Below are 20,856 nucleotides of genomic sequence, written 5' to 3'. Positions count from 1 at the left end.
TTTGCTATTTATCCCAAATGGCTTTCACAACGGTATCGACAATCATTTGTAAATCTTCATCACTTGTATTGAGTGGTGGTGATAATGTTAGGACATTATTATATCCTGCAACAGTTGCACCGTTCTTCCCAATGATGATGCCTTGTTGTTTACACGCTGCAATAATGTCATTCACAACCTGAACGGCTACAGGTTGTTTTGTCTCTTTATTTTCTACTAACTCAATACCAATTAATAAACCTTTTCCACGTACACTGCCAACAAGTGCATGATTTTCAAGCTGTTCTTGAAGTGTTTGTAAGATTTCTGCTCCCTTAATAGATGATCGTTCAAATAGCTGTTCTTGCTCCATTAGCTCAATATTTTTAAGCGCTGCTGCACAACTCGCTGTTGCACCGCCAAATGTATTGACATGTCGTAAATAGTCATACATCTCACTCCCATTGAATGCTTCATAGATTTCTCGCTTCACAGCAGTTGCAGATAGTGGTAAGTAACCACTTGTAATCCCTTTTGCCATCGTTACAATGTCTGGTTTTACACCGTAGTGTTGATGTCCGAACGGCTTTCCTGTACGTCCAAAACCACAAATTACTTCATCAACAATGAGTAATGCATCGTGTTTTTCACATACTTCTTTTATACCGCGCATATATTGCTCATTCGGTATAATCACTCCGCCACCTGTAATAATTGGCTCCATAATCATAGCTGCAATCGTCTGACCCATCTCCCATGTCATGACATGGTCGACTGCTTGAACAGAAGGAAGTGCAGTCGGTTCAGATGCTTTTTCTGGTTGACGGTACTCATCAGGCGGTGCAACATGTAAAAAGCCCGGCGCAAGCGGTTCGTATTTGTATTTGCGTTCTGCTTGACCTGTTGCTGCTAAAGATCCCATCGAATTTCCATGGTATGCACGATAGCGCGACACAATTTTATATTTAGATGCTTTTCCTTGTTGCGCATAATATTGGCGTGCAATTTTGAAAGCGACTTCATTTGCTTCCGAACCACTATTTGAGAAGAATACTACATAGCCACCACCTAGTAATTCATTTACTTTCTCTGCGAGTTGAATCGCTGGTGGATGTGATTGCGATAATGGCGCATAAGCATTTTTCACCATTTGATTGTAAGCAGCTTTTGCGATTTCTTCACGCCCATAACCAACATTTACACACCATAACCCTGCCATCGCATCGATATATTCATGACCATCTGAGTCTTGAATACGTGCACCATGTGCTTTTTCTATAATCATTGTTGCTTGCGGATTATACGGTTTCATCCCATGCCAAAGATATTGTTCATCTACTGCTTTTGCGTTCATTTCTGTTTGTGTTTTAGACACATCAACCACTCCTTCTCATTCATGTTGTCTTTCTTACTTGTATTATCTGACATGAAAGGAAGAAATGTATGTTACATAATGTAAAATAATTAACAGAATATTTTTACATAAGTTAGCTTATTCATGAATTTTCGAAGATTTTTCTATAAACTCTTTTACGTATAGCATCATCTCAAACATCATACGATGATGTGGTTCACTCGAATCCATTCCGATTAATTCTTCTATTTTTTTCAAACGATGATATAATGTTTGACGCACAATATATAATTTTTGAGCTGTTTCCTGTTTGGAGCAATTCGTTGCTAAATAAGCGCGCAATGTTGGGATTAACTCCGATGAATGTTTTTCATCATAGGCAATTAATGGTCCGAGATATTGCGTCATCACCTGCTCTACATCCATTGTTTGTTGTAAATTTAAAATCATATGCCCTAATAACACATCTTCATACAAACAATCTGTCGTCTGCAATACTTTTCGAATATGCATCGTTGTTCTGGCAGTTTCATATGCAGTCGGTACATCTTCCACTGATTCAACTGTTTTACCTGTCGCAATGCGTGTAACGGTGTCTGTTTTGAAAATCTTTTTAATCTTTAACACAGCCTCCCGTAACCGCGTCATCATTGAAGCTTCATCGCGCTGATTAAAAATAATCATATAATAATGCTCCTGATGATTCGTTGTACAGATTGTAAAGCCACGTTTTTCAAAAACATTGCGGGCATATAATGTAAAGTACACATCATCAAAGCCTTCTTGTCCTTCCAGCTGACCATTTGCTACATTCACATACAAAACGGTCATCTGCTTTATACGAATACGTTCATGTTCTTTTTCAAGATGCTGCAAAATTTCCGACTTCGATAATCGTCCTTCAAGCCAATCCTGTTTCCAAAGTTGCTGTGCTACCGTTTCTTTCTCAATTGAATACAGCTTCCTTAAAATAATTTGTGCGATAAATAGTGCAGTTCTCTCTAAAAACAAAGACTCACTTCCACTATGTAATCCATACCATTTCAATTGACCGTATTGCTGGGATAATAATAAAATCTCCTTTATTAAAGGCGCTTCTTTTTCAAGACGCGCTTTTTTCGCTGCATCACATTTTGGATAATAGACCGCTTTTTCATCTGTTAGTTGTAAAATGCACTGTCCACCAATTGCCTCGACTAATACTTCAAGTAATGCTTCTGGTCGATTCGATGTGAGCGATGCCTTACTCAATGTATGTGTATAGGCTTCCAGTCGCTCAATTAATTGGTACTGATGACTGATGATTTGGCGATGTACTTCTTGTGTAATATCACTAAAAGACACCTCTTCATGAAAAACAACAATCGGAAATTGATGTTTTTTCGCTTTTTGTAGAATGGTTGTTGGAATTGACTGAACGTAACGACCATATTCAATGCATAGCCCTGCACAGTTTTTGGCGATGAGTTCATCTAAAAAACGTTCAAATGTATCGACATCTTTATGAATCCCCATTCCTGTTGTTAAAATGAGTTCATGTTCTTTCATGAGATGACCTACAGCTGAATTTTCAATAATATGTACCCACTTCACAAGTCGATTGATATTTCCCGTCATACATTCTGCCGATTGAAATTGCTCGTATTGTAAAATATCTGCTAATTGTAATTGTAAATTTTGCACATTTTCACCTCTTTTATGCTATCTATTATAATGTAGTTTTGTCGGAATTCTATAACTTTTTTGATTTATTTCTTAAAATTTAGATTTTTCAAATAAAAAAGTTTAGGCATTCATACACCTAAACTTTTTGTATAATCAACCTTGTTGATAAGCAATGCGTCCATCGACAACCGTCATGACTGCTTGCGCTTCTGAAATCGTTCCTTGAAATAAATCTCGGTCAAACACACTAAAATCAGCTACAAATCCTTCTTTAATCATTCCACGCTCATGTGACTTCCCAATAATTTCTGCGCCGCCACGTGTATACATTTGAATCGCTTCAAAACGACTGATGCATTGTTCTACACCATATACAACACCGTCTTTTTTACGTGTGACAGCCGCTTCAATTCCAAGTAGCGGGTCGATTCTCTCTATCGGTCCATCACTGCTTCCTGCACATGGGATTCCATGTTCAAGTAATGACTTCCATGCATAAGCATATGGTAAACGTGCCTCACCAAGTCGATCGGCTACCCAAGGAAAATCTGATGTCACAAATGTCGGTTGAACGTCGACTGCAACAGGCAGTTTTGCGATGCGCTTTAATAAATCTTCATTCACTAAACACGCATGAATCAATCGATCGCACACACCTTCAGCCGCTGGGTAACGTTCCATCATCGTTACGACTTGCTCTGCTGCGGCGTCACCAATGACATGAACCGCAATGGGCGCGTCATATTTTCGTGCGAGCTGGAATAATTTCGCCATCTCCTCATCTGTTTGAATGAGTGTTCCCTTCCATCCCGATTGATCTGCATAATCTTCAACCAGTGCCGCTGTTGAACCGCCAAATGAACCGTCCGCAAAAATTTTCATTGCACCGCGTTCCATAAATGGTTCATCAAACGTAAGATTCGCTTCCATCATTTCTTCAAATACATAGTAGTGCATAAGTAGATGACAGCGAAAATCTTGTCGTTCAGCTAAAACTTCGCGGTACGCACGATACGGTTCTTGGTAAGGTCCATAATAAGCGAAATCTTCGGTATGACCTGCTGTTAATCCTTTTGATAACATTGTATCCATTGCGACATTCAAAGCTTTTTTTAATTCATTCACATATTGCTCACCCTCTTGAATTTGAGCATCACGCAATTGTTCTGCTGCCGCTTCATAGACAAGCCCTGTTAAATTCCCTTGTTCATCGCGTCCGACAGACCCCTTATCTGAATCTGTGTAATTTTCTAGATTAGCGGCGCGTAATGCAGCTGTATTTCCTAAATAGACATGACGACATATACGACTAATTGCAATCGGTCCTTGACGAATTGCATCGAGTTCTTGTAATGTCGGAATCGTCGGGTCTAAAAATTGATTTTCGTTGAAACCTTCCGCAATGAGCCAACTATCTTCCGGTATATTTTGGCTTGCAATCGTGAGTAAATATAACATTTCTTCTTTTGATTGGACGGACGATAAGTCGAGTCGCATTAACTGTAGTCCTACGCCAATCATATGTAAATGACTATCAACGAAGCCGGGATACATCACTGCCCCTTGTAAATCAATGATTTCATCCGCTTCTTTTTTTAAATCTTCGGTAGAGCCGCATGCTATAATGCGCCCATTTTCTGTTAAAACCGCCTCTATCGTATCGCCTTCTGATTCCATTGTGTAAATTGTGCCGTTGATCCAAACTTTTTTCACGTACACATCACCCCTTTTTCCATTTATTCTCTCTATTATCTCTTTTTAACGATTAAAAAGAAAGTAATTCTGTTCGAAAAAAAGAGAAGCAGGTACGAACACCTACTTCTCTCAATCATTTATTTACGCATCTTGGTTACTTGGGAATGAGAACGCTGTTGTCGCATGCTCATCCGCTGTTAGCCATTTTTCAGAAATGGTTTTTGTTTTTGTAAAGAAGCGCGCTTGATCTGGACCAAACATATGCCCTTCACCGAATTTTGAGCGTTTAAAGCCACCAAAGTTATGATAACCAACAGGAATTGGAATCGGTACGTTGACACCGACCATACCTACATCAATCTCATCTTCAAAGTGACGAGCTGCGCCACCATTATTCGTGAAGATCGTTACACCATTTCCTAGTTCATGTGCATTAATTAAATCGATTGCTTCTTGTAATGTTGAGACGCGTGTCACGATTCGAACAGGACCGAAGACTTCTTGTTCGTATGCATGCATGCCTGGCTGTACATGATCAAGTAATGTTGGACCTACGAAGAATCCTTTTGATTCTTTTACAATATCCCAATCACGTCCATCAACCACAACTTCTGCGCCTTCTGAAATGGCACGCTCGATTGATTCGATGACAACATCTTTTGATTGCTGTGTGATAACAGGCCCGAAATCAATGCCGACTTCTTGATAATCGCCGACTTTTAGTTGTGAGATTTTTTCTTTTAAAATCGCCACAAAACGATTCGCAGTGTCTTCACCGACTGGAATAGCACCTGAAATCGCCATACAACGCTGCGAAGCAGCACCATATGCAGCACCTAAGAACGCATTCGCTGTTTGGTCTAAATCCGCATCTGGCATGATGACCATAAAGTTTTTACCGCCACCGAATGCTGCCACACGTTTACCATGTTTTGTACCTGTTGCATAAATATACTCTGCAATTGGTGTTGAGCCAACGAATGAGATGGCCTGTACATCTTTGTTCTCAAGTAGCTCATCTACTGCTTCTTTACCACCATTAATTACCGTCCATATACCTTTTGGTAGACCAGCTTTTTCCCATAGCTCACATAGGAATAATGCCGACATGGGCACTTTTTCAGATGGCTTTAAAATGACCGCATTTCCTACCGCGACAGCCATACTTGTAATCGCAAGCGGCACCATAATTGGAAAGTTGAAGGGTGCAATCGTTCCAACAACACCGAGTGCATCTTTACGAGAAAAGGCATTAATCTGACCACCCACGTTAACAGAGTATTCTCCTTTTAACATTTGCGGTGCAGCAATCGCCATATCTACTGACTCTAAACCACGTGTGATTTCCCCTTTTGCATCTTCACGTGTTTTCCCACTCTCCGTACAAATCAGCTCTGTTAATTCCTGTTCATGTTCTACAAGTAATTGACGGAAACGATGGAGAATTTCAACACGCTTACCAACTGACGTATTACGCCACCCTTTGAAAGCTGCTTTCGCTGTCGCAATCGCTTCGCGTACTTCTACACGAGTCGCCAGCGGTACACGCGCAATTTCTTCACCTTTAGACGGATTGTAAACCGATGAATAATCACCGCTCTTACCTGCTACTTTTTCACCATTCACATAATGATGTAACTGCTGTACTTTTTGTTCTACTGTCATCTAAAACACCCCTTCATCTGCTAGTAATCTTTTACTTACACATAATTTACCATATAATAGATACAGAAAAATTGCACGATGCGTAATGATTCAAAAGCGAGAATTAGACAAAGTGTAAAGTGTTCAAAAGAAGTATGTAAGTATATAGCCTTCGAGTTCGTAAAAAAGGTAGCCAATCAAAACACCTAGGAAGACCGTACGTCCGATTTTCTCATGTTTTTGCTGTTGTTCAAATCGTAAAAAATCATGACCTAATAGCCATAAAACGGCTACCATCACAACAATCTTCGTAAAAATATGTGGATTATCCTACTGCATATCTTTTAAATTGAGGACAACCCACATCACAATCATGATGTTTATGAAACCTTTTAATTTCATCTGTACCTTACTCTTTTCAATTGTTTTTAGAAGTTCACTTCATTAAATATTGTAACACACCAAGGATGAATGCTTCCTGTAGACATTCTGCCAACTAAAAAAATCTGCGCCGATGTTGGCACAGATTTTTGATTTCTCCTCCGAAATCACTATCTCTAAATTTGATAGGAAATAGACGGAGATTATATTGATCTAAAACACTAGCGCCACGTTTACGAACGCCACCTTTGTTTTACTACTATCTAAAATTACATTGATCTAAAACGCAAACGCACCTGCCCACAATCGTAGTGTCCTTTTACTACTATCTAAAATTACATTGATCTAAAACGCAGGTGCAGAAACGTATGCTTACGATGTACTTTTACTACTATCTAAAATTACATTGATCTAAAACACTTTGTGTTACGCCAATCGATACAAAACCCTTTTACTACTATCTAAAATTACATTGATCTAAAACTGCAAGTAAAATCAAGTTGTACAATGCGATCTTTTACTACTATCTAAAATTACATTGATCTAAAACGTGTCCATAAGTGGATTATCTGAACCTTTACTTTTACTACTATCTAAAATTACATTGATCTAAAACTAAAGAAGTGTCTAAAACGGTCAGCACATCCTTTTACTACTATCTAAAATTACATTGATCTAAAACAGTCACAGTATTACGTTTATCAGCGTATAACTTTTACTACTATCTAAAATTACATTGATCTAAAACGCAAACGCACCTGCCCACAATCGTAGTGTCCTTTTACTACTATCTAAAATTACATTGATCTAAAACGCAGGTGCAGAAACGTATGCTTACGATGTACTTTTACTACTATCTAAAATTACATTGATCTAAAACCAGCTATTGACTACTACTTAAAACCAAATACTTTTACTACTATCTAAAATTACATTGATCTAAAACGTACGTCTACCTACATAAGTTAAGCGAGTACTTTTACTACTATCTAAAATTACATTGATCTAAAACAATGCTTCTTCCTGACTTATTCCCATGCTCCTTTTACTACTATCTAAAATTACATTGATCTAAAACATCGTCAATATCAACAATCTCTGCGCCATACTTTTACTACTATCTAAAATTACATTGATCTAAAACTTGCGAAGTGGCCGTTCAATAAGTAGTAATCTTTTACTACTATCTAAAATTACATTGATCTAAAACGCTTATATTTTTTCACGTATTCTGTCAATTCTTTTACTACTATCTAAAATTACATTGATCTAAAACAGACATTTTTAACGGGACAACGCGATTTATCTTTTACTACTATCTAAAATTACATTGATCTAAAACCTTCGCAACAGCCACAACTAAGTATAGTATCTTTTACTACTATCTAAAATTACATTGATCTAAAACCTTTCCATTAACACATCCACAAAGGCTGCACTTTTACTACTATCTAAAATTACATTGATCTAAAACCGGCTGCTACTGCTTTTGCTGATTTTTCCCTTTTACTACTATCTAAAATTACATTGATCTAAAACCTCAAAATTCCCAGCTGTTTTCTCCTTGAAATCTAAGGTTTTCTACATGTATTTTCATTTAGTAGTTTTGTTTAACACACAGGAAAGCTTGATAAATCAACATCCCACAAGAAAAGGCTATTGTCTATTTAAAGCAACTAACAACTTTTTCTCGTTTATAAACGGTTTCCAATTATCCTGCCTTTTTTAAACATTTATTAACTATTTTTTCAATCGAATGTATTTTTTAACTATGCATGGAATAGGCATTGAGGCGTATTCACTTTTCTATATACTACCATTTTATTCTAATCTATAACTACTAATATTTACTTGAATCTAAGAATTTTTTCCATCTGCTGTCTAGTAACATTGTTTGATTTGTAAAATCATGAAATGCTAAGGCAGATGCTAATCTTTCATTGGTTATACTTGTCGTGTTAAATTCGAAACTTTCTAGCTCTCTTTCTAACTGCTCCACATTATATAAACTGCCACGCTCTTTTATTAAAAACAAGCTGTCTTTTGAAGTATTCTCAATTAATTGATAGCTGTTTGAAATGCATAGAATTGTTAATCCTATATCATTTAAAAGAGTCATTAGTTGATTCATTTCTTGTATGGTTACATCTGCTTCTGGAAATTGATAAATGATGACTGTTGGTAAATCTTGATTAATTATTTTTTTCCAACTTTCAATTTGTAATTTCCGAAAATCTAAAATTGTCATCGTTTCCGTCTCATCATTGACAATGTGAAGCTCTAACATTTTCCATATTTGATCTATTACAACATCTTTAAATTCAAGATCAATATAAAAATCCGAAAAATGATGTGATAAATTTTCTAATTGAATTTGACATGTCTTTTCAAAGTGCATCCATTTTTCTGTTAAAGCAGGGATTGTTTTGAACTGTTCAAATAACATGTTTTGGATCAGCTTTACATAGTCTTTAGATTCTAAATAGTTTAAGTCTCCACCATTTAAAAATAGAATATTCATTGTTCGATTTGTTAATTCTTTTTCTTGCTCAAAAATTAAATAGGGATGTTCCTTCTTCTTCCCAATTGAAAAGAAAAGTAATAACTCTCGAAATTCTCGCTGCATCTCACTCGATTCAAAAGATGCCACATTTACTTTAGATTCTTGTAAAACAATTGGGTCGATCTGGTTTGTATATATTTTCATAAATCCATTGTTCGATTCGTCGAATGATTTTCATCTCGCTCAATTGTATTTCCTACTAATGTTTCAATGTTCGCATATTGCTTTTCCGTTACAACGAGTGCCTCTACTAATCCGTGTGGTGGCAACTGTTTTAATAACTTGGCACGATGATATTGCATGGATTGAGGATTTAAAATAATCTTCGAGTACACTGAATATTGCATCATAAAATAACCACTTTCGATTAAATATTTCCTGAATTGACGGTAATGTCTCTTTTGAATGGCGGTCTCTACTGGTAAATCAAAAAATATAATCATTCTCATAATTCGATGCACCCTCTCAACTCCTAGTAATATTGGCTAAAATCAAAATTCGGGAAAACTAATTCTTTTTCGTCACCTGTATTTAAATATAAAATCATTTTATCTAAATATATTTGAACACACTGATCAAGATAATAGTGACCATCTCGAATCCAGACTTTCACTTCTAACATCTTGATTATTTTTCTGCGTTCGGCTTTTTCAAATATGTCTCCACGAATATATTGATAGACAAAGAAGTCGACAAGTGGACGGAATAATTCCATAAAATCACTTGATAGATTATGTGCATTATATTCATTTGAGTGATGTATACCGATTTCTGTTAATAACCCCTTTCCGACAATATGACGCGAGAATAATGAATGAAGTATGGCATAGCCATAGTTCAACGCCCAATTCTGAATATCATCTTCAGAGCGCGTGAACTGGCTACCAAATAATGAGAGGAAGTAGGTTTTTGCAGCTACACCCTCTCGATTAGTTGAATCGCCTGGTACTACTTCGTTTATATACGTCGTAAAGAAATCCGCATTTGGTAAATCGAAATAGTCTAAAAGCTTTTGTTGATTTTTAATTTTTTGTTTAATCATTTCTCCCCAGAGAAAATCTTTTTTCGCAAGTGACCAGCTGAATTGTTCTTTTATCTTTTTTGTTTGTCTGTGATGACCGAATACACGCTGAATAACAGTTGTTGGGTAATGTCTTTGATCACATAAAATCGTGGTGATTTGCTTATCTGTTAGAGCATTTAAAATATGTCCTGTTAACACAATATTCGGGTTTTCAATTAATAGTACATTGATTTCTTCTAATGGAATGGTGCTTACCTTTTCACCCGATACTACTAAATGATTCATGCGTAAACTAACTTTTGATTCTGTCGATAAAATAACGGTTCGCCAGCTCATAGTTTCTCCTTATAAAGCGACTACTTTTTTAGGCTTCTTGTAGAGTAACCCTGTAATCGATTCTTCAATTATTTGTAATGTCGCGGTATTGAATTTATTTTTTAAGCGACTATCTAATACATCTGAACGTGTTCCAGAGTTTTGCGCGCTTTTATAAATTTCATTAATTAATTTTTTAAAATCATCAACATTTGATACATTTTCAATTTCTTTTTCAATTTTCATAAACATCTTTTCTCCAAAGTATGGATACTGTGTTACAAATTGTTCTTTCACTTGATTTAATAGTATTTTTGCTTGTGTAATCCATTTCTCTTGATTTTCAGTAACGTATGAAATATGTTGCTGCAAACTTTTCAAAAGCTTACTTGATACAATAAATTGCTTTCCTACATGTCTTTCAGATGAAGACATGAAATAATATGGATGGCCGTTTTCTAATACCTTATGATAATTTTGCAATTCATATAAAAATTTTACATTTTGAGTTGGCTTTTTAGCGTTTTGTTTCACTAAAGCTTCAACCATTTCTTGCTTTGTTAATTGTCGTTCTTTTGCCTGTGCGTAAAAGATAGTTGGTACATCAACTATACCTACTATTTTCTTCGTCTTACCTGTTTTTGAAATTTCTTCGAACGAAATCACCCATGAACAGCGTTTTTTAATCGATTGATGTACACCAATATTATTTTTTCCAGACTCATATTTAGCAGTGGATATTTTGGGTGATTCAATTGTTTCATTAAAGAACATTTTTTCGCCATAACGCTTTTGTTTCGTAGTATTCCACGGAACCTCATCAAATACCTCTCGATAGTAAACATGTGCACTTACTTTTTTCTGATTTAAAGGGCTTAACAGCTCTTTTTCTTTCATCTGCTCAAATAAGAAGAATTCTTTATTCGTTTGTGCTGCCCTACTCCATTTATCGCGTAATGCTTGTTTTTCAAACGTAAACTCAAAGAAGTTTTCTCCATATGCTTCGATAATCATTTGTACAAATGTAGCAGCATATAAAGCATCCATTGCATGATGTTTATTGTTTACTTCGCGCACTTTTGGTAAATCAATCGCTTGTCTAAACTTAGAAACCATTCCTGCTTTGATTGCATGGATTGTCGTTGTTTCAAAACGTTCTTCCAATAGTAGATTAATATTTTTAATAATTTGTCTTGTTTCGACTAACTGACGTGCGATAAAACCTTCTTTATCTTCATCTGTAAATTTCGCTTTACAAAGAGACTCATACTTCTTAGGCGAAATCATGCCAATCTTTTTCAATCGTGCCCAAAATGCTAACATCTCATTTCGTTTTTCTGCTTTAATGATTTGAAGTGGTGTTTGATTGCCACCCTTTTCATGATTATATCGTTCTTTTACGAGCGCTTTATTTGCGATACTATTATCTTTCACAAAATTTTGTGGCAAAATATGATCGATATGATAAGAAGACAATGATTGAATATCAAGTGGTTCGTTACTATACATACAACGCCCTTGTTGCGTTAGATATAACCAAAAACGTTCATTCTGTAAATTTTTATCATCTGATTTTAGATGATTTTTTAAAAACGATTGAATCTCTTGGTCTTTTAACTGTTTGGCAATTTGCTCATACTCTTTTAAGAGTTGTTGACGTGAAGTTGAACGCTTTTTCTCCTCATCAGACCTCGCAACTTCTAATACAATATGTGCTGGTTCACCGAAAATACTTGTTAATTCCTCAACAATTTTAATGGCATGCCATATTCCTCTTTTCAAGGCAGGAGATCCAGGTAGCTCTTGAATATCAGCTACACTAATTTTCTTTGTCATATGACGCTTCTTTTGCAACTTCTCTACTTTTTCTTTTAAATCCGTCAAGCGCATAAGTTCCATGAAGTTAACTGTTTGCGTTCTTAACATATCCATTACACATGTAATTTCACCCGTTTTTAAATCGGTAATCGGTAATCCAACTAATAGTTTTCGTGAAAATCTTCCCCAACCAGTTGGTTTCAAACGACTTAAACGTTCAATTTGCTCATGTGTTATTTCAGGATATTGTTCCTTCATTTTCAATTCAAAGATAGAACGTTCTTCAAAAATAGTTAACCATTCAATGATTTGCTCGTACATATGTTCATGTTCTTCCAGAATTCCACCGAAAATCTTTTCTAAGTCGATATACATTGCTAAACTCGTCGCAAACTGATCTTCTTTTTGTGTTCCATATATTTGTAGAGGTGCATCTGTTTTAAAACGGTCAAATGGGCTTTTTTTCAATTCTTCTACCAAACGTTTTGTTTTAACAGTTTTCATCTTTTTAAAGACATGCTCAATAATCCAGTCGATTTCTTCAATAGAAAATCGAAACTTACTATTTTTTTGATCTGTACTTGTACGTATTTGAATAACATTCAATTCGTTTCTTACTTCGTACTCCTCATATAAAAGGGAACATTTAGGTAATACATCTTCCTCTGGTAAATACGTACATTTATTCGTCATTCTACGAATAAACCGCTCTGCCGATTCACTCTTATTAACAATCTGTTCAAAATTAAAAGGCGTAATTGATTCATTTAGGTTCGTTCGACTAACCCAACCAAAACGTGACGCATCATTTTTACTTAAAGGTCCAATATAGTATGGAATACGGAATGCAATAATTTGTTTTACTTTTTGAATGAATTCCTCTGTAATAAATGGGTAGTATGCTTGCTGATTACGTAAAATCTGCTTTGCTTCATACAAACTATTTTGATGCGGAATTGCAGCATTTTGTTTTGATTTTAGTTTTTTCAAGAAATCATGATCACCGATTCGTTTTAACAACAAGTCGATTTTTTGTTCATCAACTGTTCCTGCTACTTGCTGCTTGGCTGTCTGTAAATACTTCTTCAATTGCTTATGAAATTCTTCTTCATACTTCTCATGTAATAAGAAACGATCAAAGATAGATAGTTTTTCAAGATTGGCCTTATTTGGTTGTACTTCATATAAACGCTTATTATGTTTAGATGTTAAAAAGAATGTCCGATAAGCCGTTTCATCTAAGTAGTTATTAAATACAGATTGTAAGTCATCTAAGTCTTTTCCAAATTGATAGTATTCTTTAACTTTAGCTGCTGCTACATAAGATTGTCCTTTCAATAAATCAAATAGTTGAATGGACTGGTAAATAGGTAGTAAGAATTCGAATAATTCAGCTTCTTCATCTACTAAAGTTTCTTCAATATCTGTAACTTCTTGCTTCGACAATTGAATTGACTTTTTCTTCTTCAATTCCAAATCGGTTGAATATGGAAATAATTTATCTAAATTTGTTTTTAAACCTACTAACAATTTCAAAAATTCTAGTTTTTTTGTGCCTAGAATCTCATTTGCTTCATCAATACGTTGTTGTTTTGATAAATTAATATTCACTAATTTTTCTTCTAATGCTCGATAATCTACATTTTCTAAATCCAATAGCTGATTATAGAATGTCACATTATAATAATCGAATAACTCCTCTAATTGTGATGAAATCGGCTGTGTTGAAGATGCCGATGTCCACTCACCAGTTTGTAAAAAATGTCCACGATACTTCACTAAATTATGTATAGCTAAATAGACTAAATGCAAATCAACTTTCTTTTTTGATTCAATTAATGATTGACGTAAGTGATAAATGGTAGGGTATGTATTTTGCTTTATACGCAACTTCGTTAACACTTCCGATAATGTACGATTCTCAAAATCATTTGTATTTCGCCAAAAATGTTTAGAGGCTTTCTCGGTAAAAAAATCATGTTCTTTCATGGCATCTGCAAATAATTGTTGTGTTAGCTGGATTCGCTTTTTTCGACGATTGTATCGTCTTCTGGTTCCTCTTTTTAATCTAGTCGTTTCAGCTGTTTCAGCTGTCGAAAATTCATGTGTCCCAAAAGCATAACGATTATTATATTGTAAAATTTGTTGTTTTGAATCGACTGCGACAAAACCAATACTTGCTGTACCAATATCTAAACCAATCGTATAATCTCGCTTCATCTAGTTCATTCCTCTCTTTTTTGTAAATATTACCATTAATATTATATGGAAAAAGAACTAAAGTCAAACTTCTTATTTTTTACATAAAAGAAATTTATTGTTGACTTTAGATGTATAATACTGTAAATTTATAAGTGTTACTACTATGTAACATTACATTGATACGTTAAAATAAGCTTAAAGCGTATATGCTGACCTCAGGAGTCTTCGCCACCATATCTCGATATGGTGGTTTTTTTATGTTCAAAATAAAAAAAACAGCATGTCCTTTTAAAAGGACACACTGTCTTTGAATATATTCAAATGCTCGGCGACGTATCTCTGTCGATATACTCACTTTACTACTATGTAACATTACATTGATCTAAAACCCAAACAATTCTTTCATTCGATAATTCAATGTTTTACTACTATCTAAAATTACATTGATCTAAAACTATTCATCGTTATCATTCATATAGTAATTAGTTTTACTACTATCTAAAATTACATTGATCTAAAACTTAACATTACATAAGAATTTACAATTATAAGTTTTACTACTATCTAAAATTACATTGATCTAAAACTCAATTTGTCGCCACCCTAACATTGCACTCAGTTTTACTACTATCTAAAATTACATTGATCTAAAACCTCAAAATTTCCAGCTGTTTTCTCCTTAAAATCTAAGATTTTCAACATGTATTTTTATTTAGTAGCTTTGTTTAACACACAGGAAAGCTTGATAAATCAACATTTCACAAGAAAAGGCTATTTTCTATTTAAAGCAACTAACAACTTTTTCTCGTTTATAAAGGTTTTCCAATTACCCTGCCTTTTTTAAACATTTATTAACTATTTTTTCAATCAAATGTATTTTTTAACTATTCATGGAATAGGCATTGAGGCGTATTCACTTTTTAAATCTATAAACCTTCTAATTCTGTAGACCGTATTTACGAATTGATGTCATTTCGCCGCTGTTTTTGAATAGCTTGTTGTAGCGGTAGCTTACTACGTATTCGCGTTCTGTTGTAGAATCGATATTTTTCGCGAGTGAGTCTGTAAGTTCATAGTCTTTTCTCTCGATTTGAATGTATTGATGGTTATCTTTTTTAATGATGTTCTTGTCTGATAGTTCAATACGTTCTTCAGCAACAACGACTTCATTCATCATATAAACGCCCCAACCTATTACAGCTAATACAATGATACCGACAATCGTTAAAACCGTACGATTTGCTTTCATGTTGTTCACGCTCCTATGTGTTTTTTCGGAATACGAATAAGGCAGTTGGTGTCGACTGCGGTGGAATACTGCGTGTCGTGATTTTACAAAGTGCAATGACATACGCTCCGTCCGTTAGACGTGCGCCGTATTTTTTCGTCTGTGCGCTATGACGAATCATACAAACGTCGCTAATACACGATGTCACCTCATCATAGATTCCTTCATATAGTCCATAAAAAGTCGATTTTTCAGAAATGAATAATACATATTGTCCATATAAACGATAGAGGCGAAAATAACTTTGAGCAGGTATTTTATGTAGCGAAATAGTGTCACCTGCTTCCCAATCTATGACTTCTGTTGTAATCGGTAGATGCATAATGAAATCCTTTGTTTGTAGGTAAATATATGTTTTTTCCATCTGAAGTTGTTCTATTTTCCCCTCGATTGTATGTACCGTCACTCTAACACCCCCACTTTCTTCCATTTTAACATATAAAAAGGTAAATATATACATAAAAAAATCTCCCTAGTTTTATTAGGAAGTGAATTAGGTGTGATTTTCACAGACGGTTTGGTCCCTGTTCCGCACCGTCTATGACAAATCACAGATATTTAAGAGGTATACAGCGTGAATGGTGATTCTCTGAACACATTAATTCACGTATATTAATTAGACATTTACAAGCATTACTTGTTTTAAAATCTGCACTGCTTCATCAATTTCTTGTTGGCTTACATTTAGTGGTGGTAAGAGCCTTAGTGTAGTCGCACCTGCTCCGACAACGAGTAAACCTTTTTCTTCACATGCCGCAACAACTTCTGGAATCGGTTGTGTTAATTCCATTCCAAGTAGTAATCCCATACCACGTACTTCTACTTCTGGTAAGTGAATCGCGAGTTGTTCTTTAAAATAGGTAGAAGATGCTTTCACTTTTTCTAAGAATGGATCATTGAATGTTACATCTACAATGGTTTGTGCGATTGCCATCGCCATCGGATTTCCACCGAATGTCGAACCATGTGTACCCGCATTGAATGTATCGAATAATTCCGCTGTCCCAAGCATAGCGCCGATTGGGAACCCACCACCAAGTCCTTTTGCGAGTGTGACAATATGTGGTTTTAAAGCTGTCTGTTCAAAAGCATAGCGTGTACCTGAACGCGCAATACCAGTCTGTACTTCATCGACTACGAGTAAGATCCCTTTTTCGTCGCAAATATGTTGAATCGCTTCGGCAAATTCAGGCGTGACAACGTGTACACCGCCTTCTCCTTGTACGACTTCTAACATGATTGCGGCGGTTTCATCGTCTACTGCTGCTTCAAGTGCTGCCACATCATTAAATGGTACATATTCAAATGTATCAACAATCGGTCCAAAATCACTATGAACCTTTGCTTGTCCAGTTGCGCTCATCGCCGCAAAAGTACGTCCATGAAAAGACTGTTCAAATGTAATCATCTTATGTTTTTTCGTATGTTTACGTACCAATTTGATTGCGGCTTCATTCGCTTCTGTTCCTGAGTTACAGAAGAAAGCGTGAGCAAGGTGTGTATCTTTCACAAGATCATGCGCTAACTTTTCTTGTGCATGACTTGTATATAAATTTGATGTATGCCACAATTTTTCACTTTGCGCTTTCATCGCTTGAACTAATTCCTCAGGACAATGCCCCAACGTCAAGACGGCAATACCGCTAGTAAAATCTAAATAGCGTTTTTGTTGGTCATCCCATACGTACGTCCCTTTACCTTCCACAAGATGAACAGGTCTTCGATGATAGTTTTGAAATAAAGCACTCATTGTGTCACCTTCTCTTTTAAAATAGTCGTTCCTTGTAGCGTTGCACCAACGATTTTCACTGCTGGAATTCCTGCATCGACACATGTCATCGCCGCTTCTACTTTTGGAATCATGCCGCCGTAAATTGCCCCCGTCGTAATCCACCCCTGAATTTGCTGTGCAGTCGTCTGCTGAATCGATGCATCTTCAATACGAATGCCCTCTACATCTGTCACAAATAATAGTTCATCAGCTTGATTGGCAAGTGCTACATCACAAGCTACAGTATCTCCATTAATATTGAGAAGTTGCCCTATATTTGTCGCACCAATACATGCAACGACAGGTAGGATGTTAAGCGCTTGTAACTGCTCTAATATTGCCATATTGACTGTATCAATCTCCCCTACATAGCCAAATACTTCTTTATTTAAATAATGGCACCGTAATAACTTCGCATCTTGACCATTCAATCCAATCGCTTTGATACCTGCTTGATTGAGTTGACCAACTAGCATTGGATTCACTTCACCAATGAGTGTATTTGCTACGAGATGAACGGCTTGTTCATCTGTTACACGAATACCGTCAATTTTATGTGTGGCTATATTTGCCTGCGCAAGTGCCTCATTAATCGCTGGACCACCGCCATGAACGATAATGACATCATATGTTTGTTGCACTTCTTTTAAGTGTTGAAAGAATGTTTCATTCAAACCTTCTAACATACTTCCACCTAATTTGATGACCATTCTTTTTTTACGATCTGTATGTGGCATTGATTTGGACATAGTCATAGGTTAAGTCACATCCCCATGCTTTTCCTACACCATCTCCTTGATGTAAGTTCGCATAAATTTTCACTTCATGATTTTTTAAGTACGCTGTTAATTCTGTTTCAGAGAAAGGAATCGGTTCTCCCTTTTCAACAACCGTTGTATCACCGATTTTGATTAGAATATCTGTCGGATCAATTGTGCAGCCGCTATAGCCAATGGCACAAATAACACGTCCCCAGTTCGCATCACAACCGAATACGGCTGTTTTTACAAGTGGTGATCCAACAACTGTTTTCGCAATTTTACGTGCTTCTTCATCCGTAATTGCACCTTCAACTTTTACTTCAATTAGCTTCGTCGCACCTTCTCCGTCCTGTGCAATCATTTTTGATAAATCTTCTGCTACTTTGACAAAAACATCTTCAAAAATCGACCATTGTGGATGTTCTGGTGTTAATGGGTTATTTTGAGCTAAACCGTTAGCTAATACAAGAACCGTATCATTCGTTGATGTATCACCATCTACTGTAATCGCATTAAATGTCGTATCCGTTGTTTTCTTTAATAATGCTTGTAACTCTTTTTGTTCGATATTCGCATCTGTCGTAATAAAACCAAGCATTGTCGCCATATTCGGCTCAATCATACCTGAACCTTTTGCAACACCTGCAATGATGACTTCTTGTCCATCAATCTCGACTGCATACGCTGTATTTTTCATAACCGTATCTGTTGTTAAAATCGATTGTGCAAAGTCAATCGCATTTTCAAGTGTATGTCCTGGTTGAATCATATCAATGCCTGCTACTACTTTGTCCATCTTCATAATTTCACCGATAACACCTGTTGAAGCTACACCTACAAGTTGCGGTGAAATCCCCAACTTCTCTGCTGTCAGTTGCTGCATTTGTAGTGCATCTGCTATACCTTGTGTACCTGTACATGCATTGGCATTACCTGAATTAATGATGATTGCCTGCATCTTTTCATTCGTATAGACTGTTTCTTTCGTCAATACAAGCGGTGCTGCTTTAATCGCATTCGTTGTAAATACACCTGCTACACTCGCTGGTACTTCACTTACAATCATGCCTAAATCTTTCTTTTTATGCTTTAGTCCACAATGAATACCTGCTGCACTAAACCCCTTTGGTGCAATAATACTTTCACTTGTTAATCTTTTTGCTGGTTCGATGATTTGTGCCATACTATGCTCTCCTTTTAGATGAACAGCGGTACTTGTTTTAGTCCTGCCTGTTCTTCATATCCCATTATTTTATTCATGTTTTGAATTGCTTGTCCTGCTGCACCCTTCACTAAATTATCAATCACCGCAACAACGGTTAAGCGATTTGTTCGCGCATCTAAATTAATCGTCATATCGCAGTAATTCGTTCCACGCACTTGATTCGTACTTAACTTTTGTACACTTGGTACGATTCGAATGAATGGATCATCTGCATATACATCTTCATACGCCCTATATAACTGTTCTTCCGTTACCCCTGATTCAACTTGTAAATAGCTCGTCGTAATAATGCCTCGAATCATTGGAACAAGATGCGTTGAAAAGGTAATCGGCTCAACTTTTCCTGTAAATAATTCAATCGCTTGCTCAATTTCTGGAATGTGTTGATGCTGATTAATTTTATAAATCGTTGTAGCTTCGGTTGTTTCTGTAAAGTGCGTCATTTGTGATGGCTTATTACCTGAACCAGATACACCACTTTTCGCATCAATAATAATATTGTGATGCTTTACTAACCCCTTTTGCAATAAAGGTAGAATAGAAAGTAACGTCGCTGTCGGATAACACCCCGGATTCGCAATCACTTGTGCTTCTTTAATTGCTGCATCATTCCAACCACATAAACCATAAACGCTTTGATTGACTAAATCTTGTGGGGCAGCTTTTTTACCATACCAATTTTCATAATTTTCAATATTCTTTAATCGCAAATCTCCTGATAAATCGATAAAGACTGTTTGCTCATGATAGATTTCCGGAATTAATTGACCCGATATGCCAGAAGGCGTTCCAAGAAAGACCACATCTAATTGTGCTATGGCTTCTTTCGTAATCGCTTCAAGCGGCTGATCATATAATGTTGTTAAGTGCGGGTATTTTGCTGAGAATGATATCCCTTCTTCTGAAGAAGTAAATAATTGAATCTCTTGGACTGCTGGATGACTGCTTAGTAGCCGAACGAGTTCTAATCCTCCATAACCTGTTGCACCAATGATGCCCACTTTCATCGAATCACCTCTTTCATATGATATTCATATTATATAAATGTATATTTATAATGTCAAATGTATTTTTATTTATTTTGAAAATTTTAGAAAATTCCGTTTTAATTCAGCATTTTATTTTACAAAAGAGGTTCTCACGCAATTTATATCCTCTCTTTCTTTATAAA

The 20,856-nt window shown here is 35.9% G+C and carries 15 protein-coding genes and 2 CRISPR repeat arrays; all 15 genes read right to left on the bottom strand.

Annotated elements, in window-relative coordinates; translation table 11 throughout:
* Nucleotides 1-4: 4 nt before the first annotated feature.
* Nucleotides 5-1,354, bottom strand: a complete 1,350-nt coding sequence (locus MHB75_RS04255) for an aspartate aminotransferase family protein (RefSeq protein ID WP_255314746.1) — start codon at nucleotides 1,352-1,354, stop codon at nucleotides 5-7.
* Between the two features lie 117 nt (nucleotides 1,355-1,471).
* Nucleotides 1,472-3,016: a PucR family transcriptional regulator gene (locus MHB75_RS04250; RefSeq protein ID WP_340996065.1), complete on the bottom strand. Its 1,545-nt coding sequence runs from the start codon at nucleotides 3,014-3,016 to the stop codon at nucleotides 1,472-1,474.
* A gap of 135 nt (nucleotides 3,017-3,151) precedes the next feature.
* Nucleotides 3,152-4,711, bottom strand: a complete 1,560-nt coding sequence (locus MHB75_RS04245) for an amidohydrolase (RefSeq protein ID WP_340996063.1) — start codon at nucleotides 4,709-4,711, stop codon at nucleotides 3,152-3,154.
* A gap of 123 nt (nucleotides 4,712-4,834) precedes the next feature.
* Entirely contained in the window at nucleotides 4,835-6,358 is a 1,524-nt protein-coding gene (locus MHB75_RS04240) for a CoA-acylating methylmalonate-semialdehyde dehydrogenase (RefSeq protein WP_340996062.1), read from the bottom strand.
* A 123-nt stretch (nucleotides 6,359-6,481) separates the two neighbouring features.
* A complete protein-coding gene (locus tag MHB75_RS04235) occupies nucleotides 6,482-6,634 on the bottom strand; it encodes a hypothetical protein (protein WP_340996060.1) in 153 nt (50 codons plus the stop codon).
* Between the two features lie 334 nt (nucleotides 6,635-6,968).
* Nucleotides 6,969-8,257: a CRISPR direct-repeat array (repeat unit 36 nt; unit sequence CTTTTACTACTATCTAAAATTACATTGATCTAAAAC).
* A 301-nt stretch (nucleotides 8,258-8,558) separates the two neighbouring features.
* Nucleotides 8,559-9,425, bottom strand: a complete 867-nt coding sequence (locus tag MHB75_RS04230) for a hypothetical protein (protein WP_340996058.1) — start codon at nucleotides 9,423-9,425, stop codon at nucleotides 8,559-8,561.
* Entirely contained in the window at nucleotides 9,422-9,730 is a 309-nt protein-coding gene (cas2, locus tag MHB75_RS04225; RefSeq protein ID WP_336663328.1) for a CRISPR-associated endonuclease Cas2, read from the bottom strand. The genes MHB75_RS04230 and cas2 overlap by 4 nt, the downstream gene beginning before the upstream one ends.
* Before the next feature lie 23 nt (nucleotides 9,731-9,753).
* Nucleotides 9,754-10,641 carry a type II CRISPR-associated endonuclease Cas1 gene (gene cas1, locus MHB75_RS04220; protein WP_340996057.1) on the bottom strand — a complete coding sequence of 296 codons (888 nt, stop codon included), beginning with the start codon at nucleotides 10,639-10,641 and terminating at the stop codon, nucleotides 9,754-9,756.
* Nucleotides 10,642-10,650: 9 nt separating this feature from the next.
* Nucleotides 10,651-14,658 carry a type II CRISPR RNA-guided endonuclease Cas9 gene (gene cas9, locus MHB75_RS04215; RefSeq protein ID WP_340996056.1) on the bottom strand — a complete coding sequence of 1,336 codons (4,008 nt, stop codon included), beginning with the start codon at nucleotides 14,656-14,658 and terminating at the stop codon, nucleotides 10,651-10,653.
* Nucleotides 14,659-14,993: 335 nt separating this feature from the next.
* Nucleotides 14,994-15,295: direct repeats of the CRISPR family, unit length 37 nt; unit sequence GTTTTACTACTATCTAAAATTACATTGATCTAAAACT.
* Between the two features lie 282 nt (nucleotides 15,296-15,577).
* Nucleotides 15,578-15,889, bottom strand: a complete 312-nt coding sequence (locus MHB75_RS04210; protein WP_068453792.1) for a hypothetical protein — start codon at nucleotides 15,887-15,889, stop codon at nucleotides 15,578-15,580.
* 13 nt (nucleotides 15,890-15,902) lie between these two features.
* Complete coding sequence (locus MHB75_RS04205) at nucleotides 15,903-16,334, bottom strand: hypothetical protein (protein ID WP_141273912.1); 432 nt, start codon at nucleotides 16,332-16,334, stop codon at nucleotides 15,903-15,905.
* A 210-nt stretch (nucleotides 16,335-16,544) separates the two neighbouring features.
* On the bottom strand, nucleotides 16,545-17,678 hold the full coding sequence (locus MHB75_RS04200; protein WP_340996054.1) for an acetylornithine transaminase: 1,134 nt from the start codon (nucleotides 17,676-17,678) through the stop codon (nucleotides 16,545-16,547).
* Nucleotides 17,675-18,454 carry an acetylglutamate kinase gene (gene argB / locus MHB75_RS04195; RefSeq protein ID WP_340996052.1) on the bottom strand — a complete coding sequence of 260 codons (780 nt, stop codon included), beginning with the start codon at nucleotides 18,452-18,454 and terminating at the stop codon, nucleotides 17,675-17,677. The genes MHB75_RS04200 and argB overlap by 4 nt, the downstream gene beginning before the upstream one ends.
* Entirely contained in the window at nucleotides 18,417-19,643 is a 1,227-nt protein-coding gene (gene argJ, locus MHB75_RS04190; RefSeq protein ID WP_340996050.1) for a bifunctional glutamate N-acetyltransferase/amino-acid acetyltransferase ArgJ, read from the bottom strand. Before argJ ends, argB begins: the two co-directional genes overlap by 38 nt.
* 14 nt (nucleotides 19,644-19,657) lie before the next feature.
* Nucleotides 19,658-20,692, bottom strand: coding sequence for an N-acetyl-gamma-glutamyl-phosphate reductase (argC, locus tag MHB75_RS04185; protein ID WP_340996048.1), 1,035 nt, complete (start codon nucleotides 20,690-20,692; stop codon nucleotides 19,658-19,660).
* Nucleotides 20,693-20,856: the final 164 nt, after the last annotated feature.

It is taken from the genome of Kurthia sp. FSL E2-0154, assembly GCF_038003625.1.
GTDB classification, from domain to species: domain Bacteria; phylum Bacillota; class Bacilli; order Bacillales_A; family Planococcaceae; genus Kurthia; species Kurthia gibsonii.
The sequence above is the reverse complement of the archived record's forward strand: the minus strand, read 5'-3'. Positions and strand labels throughout refer to the sequence as shown.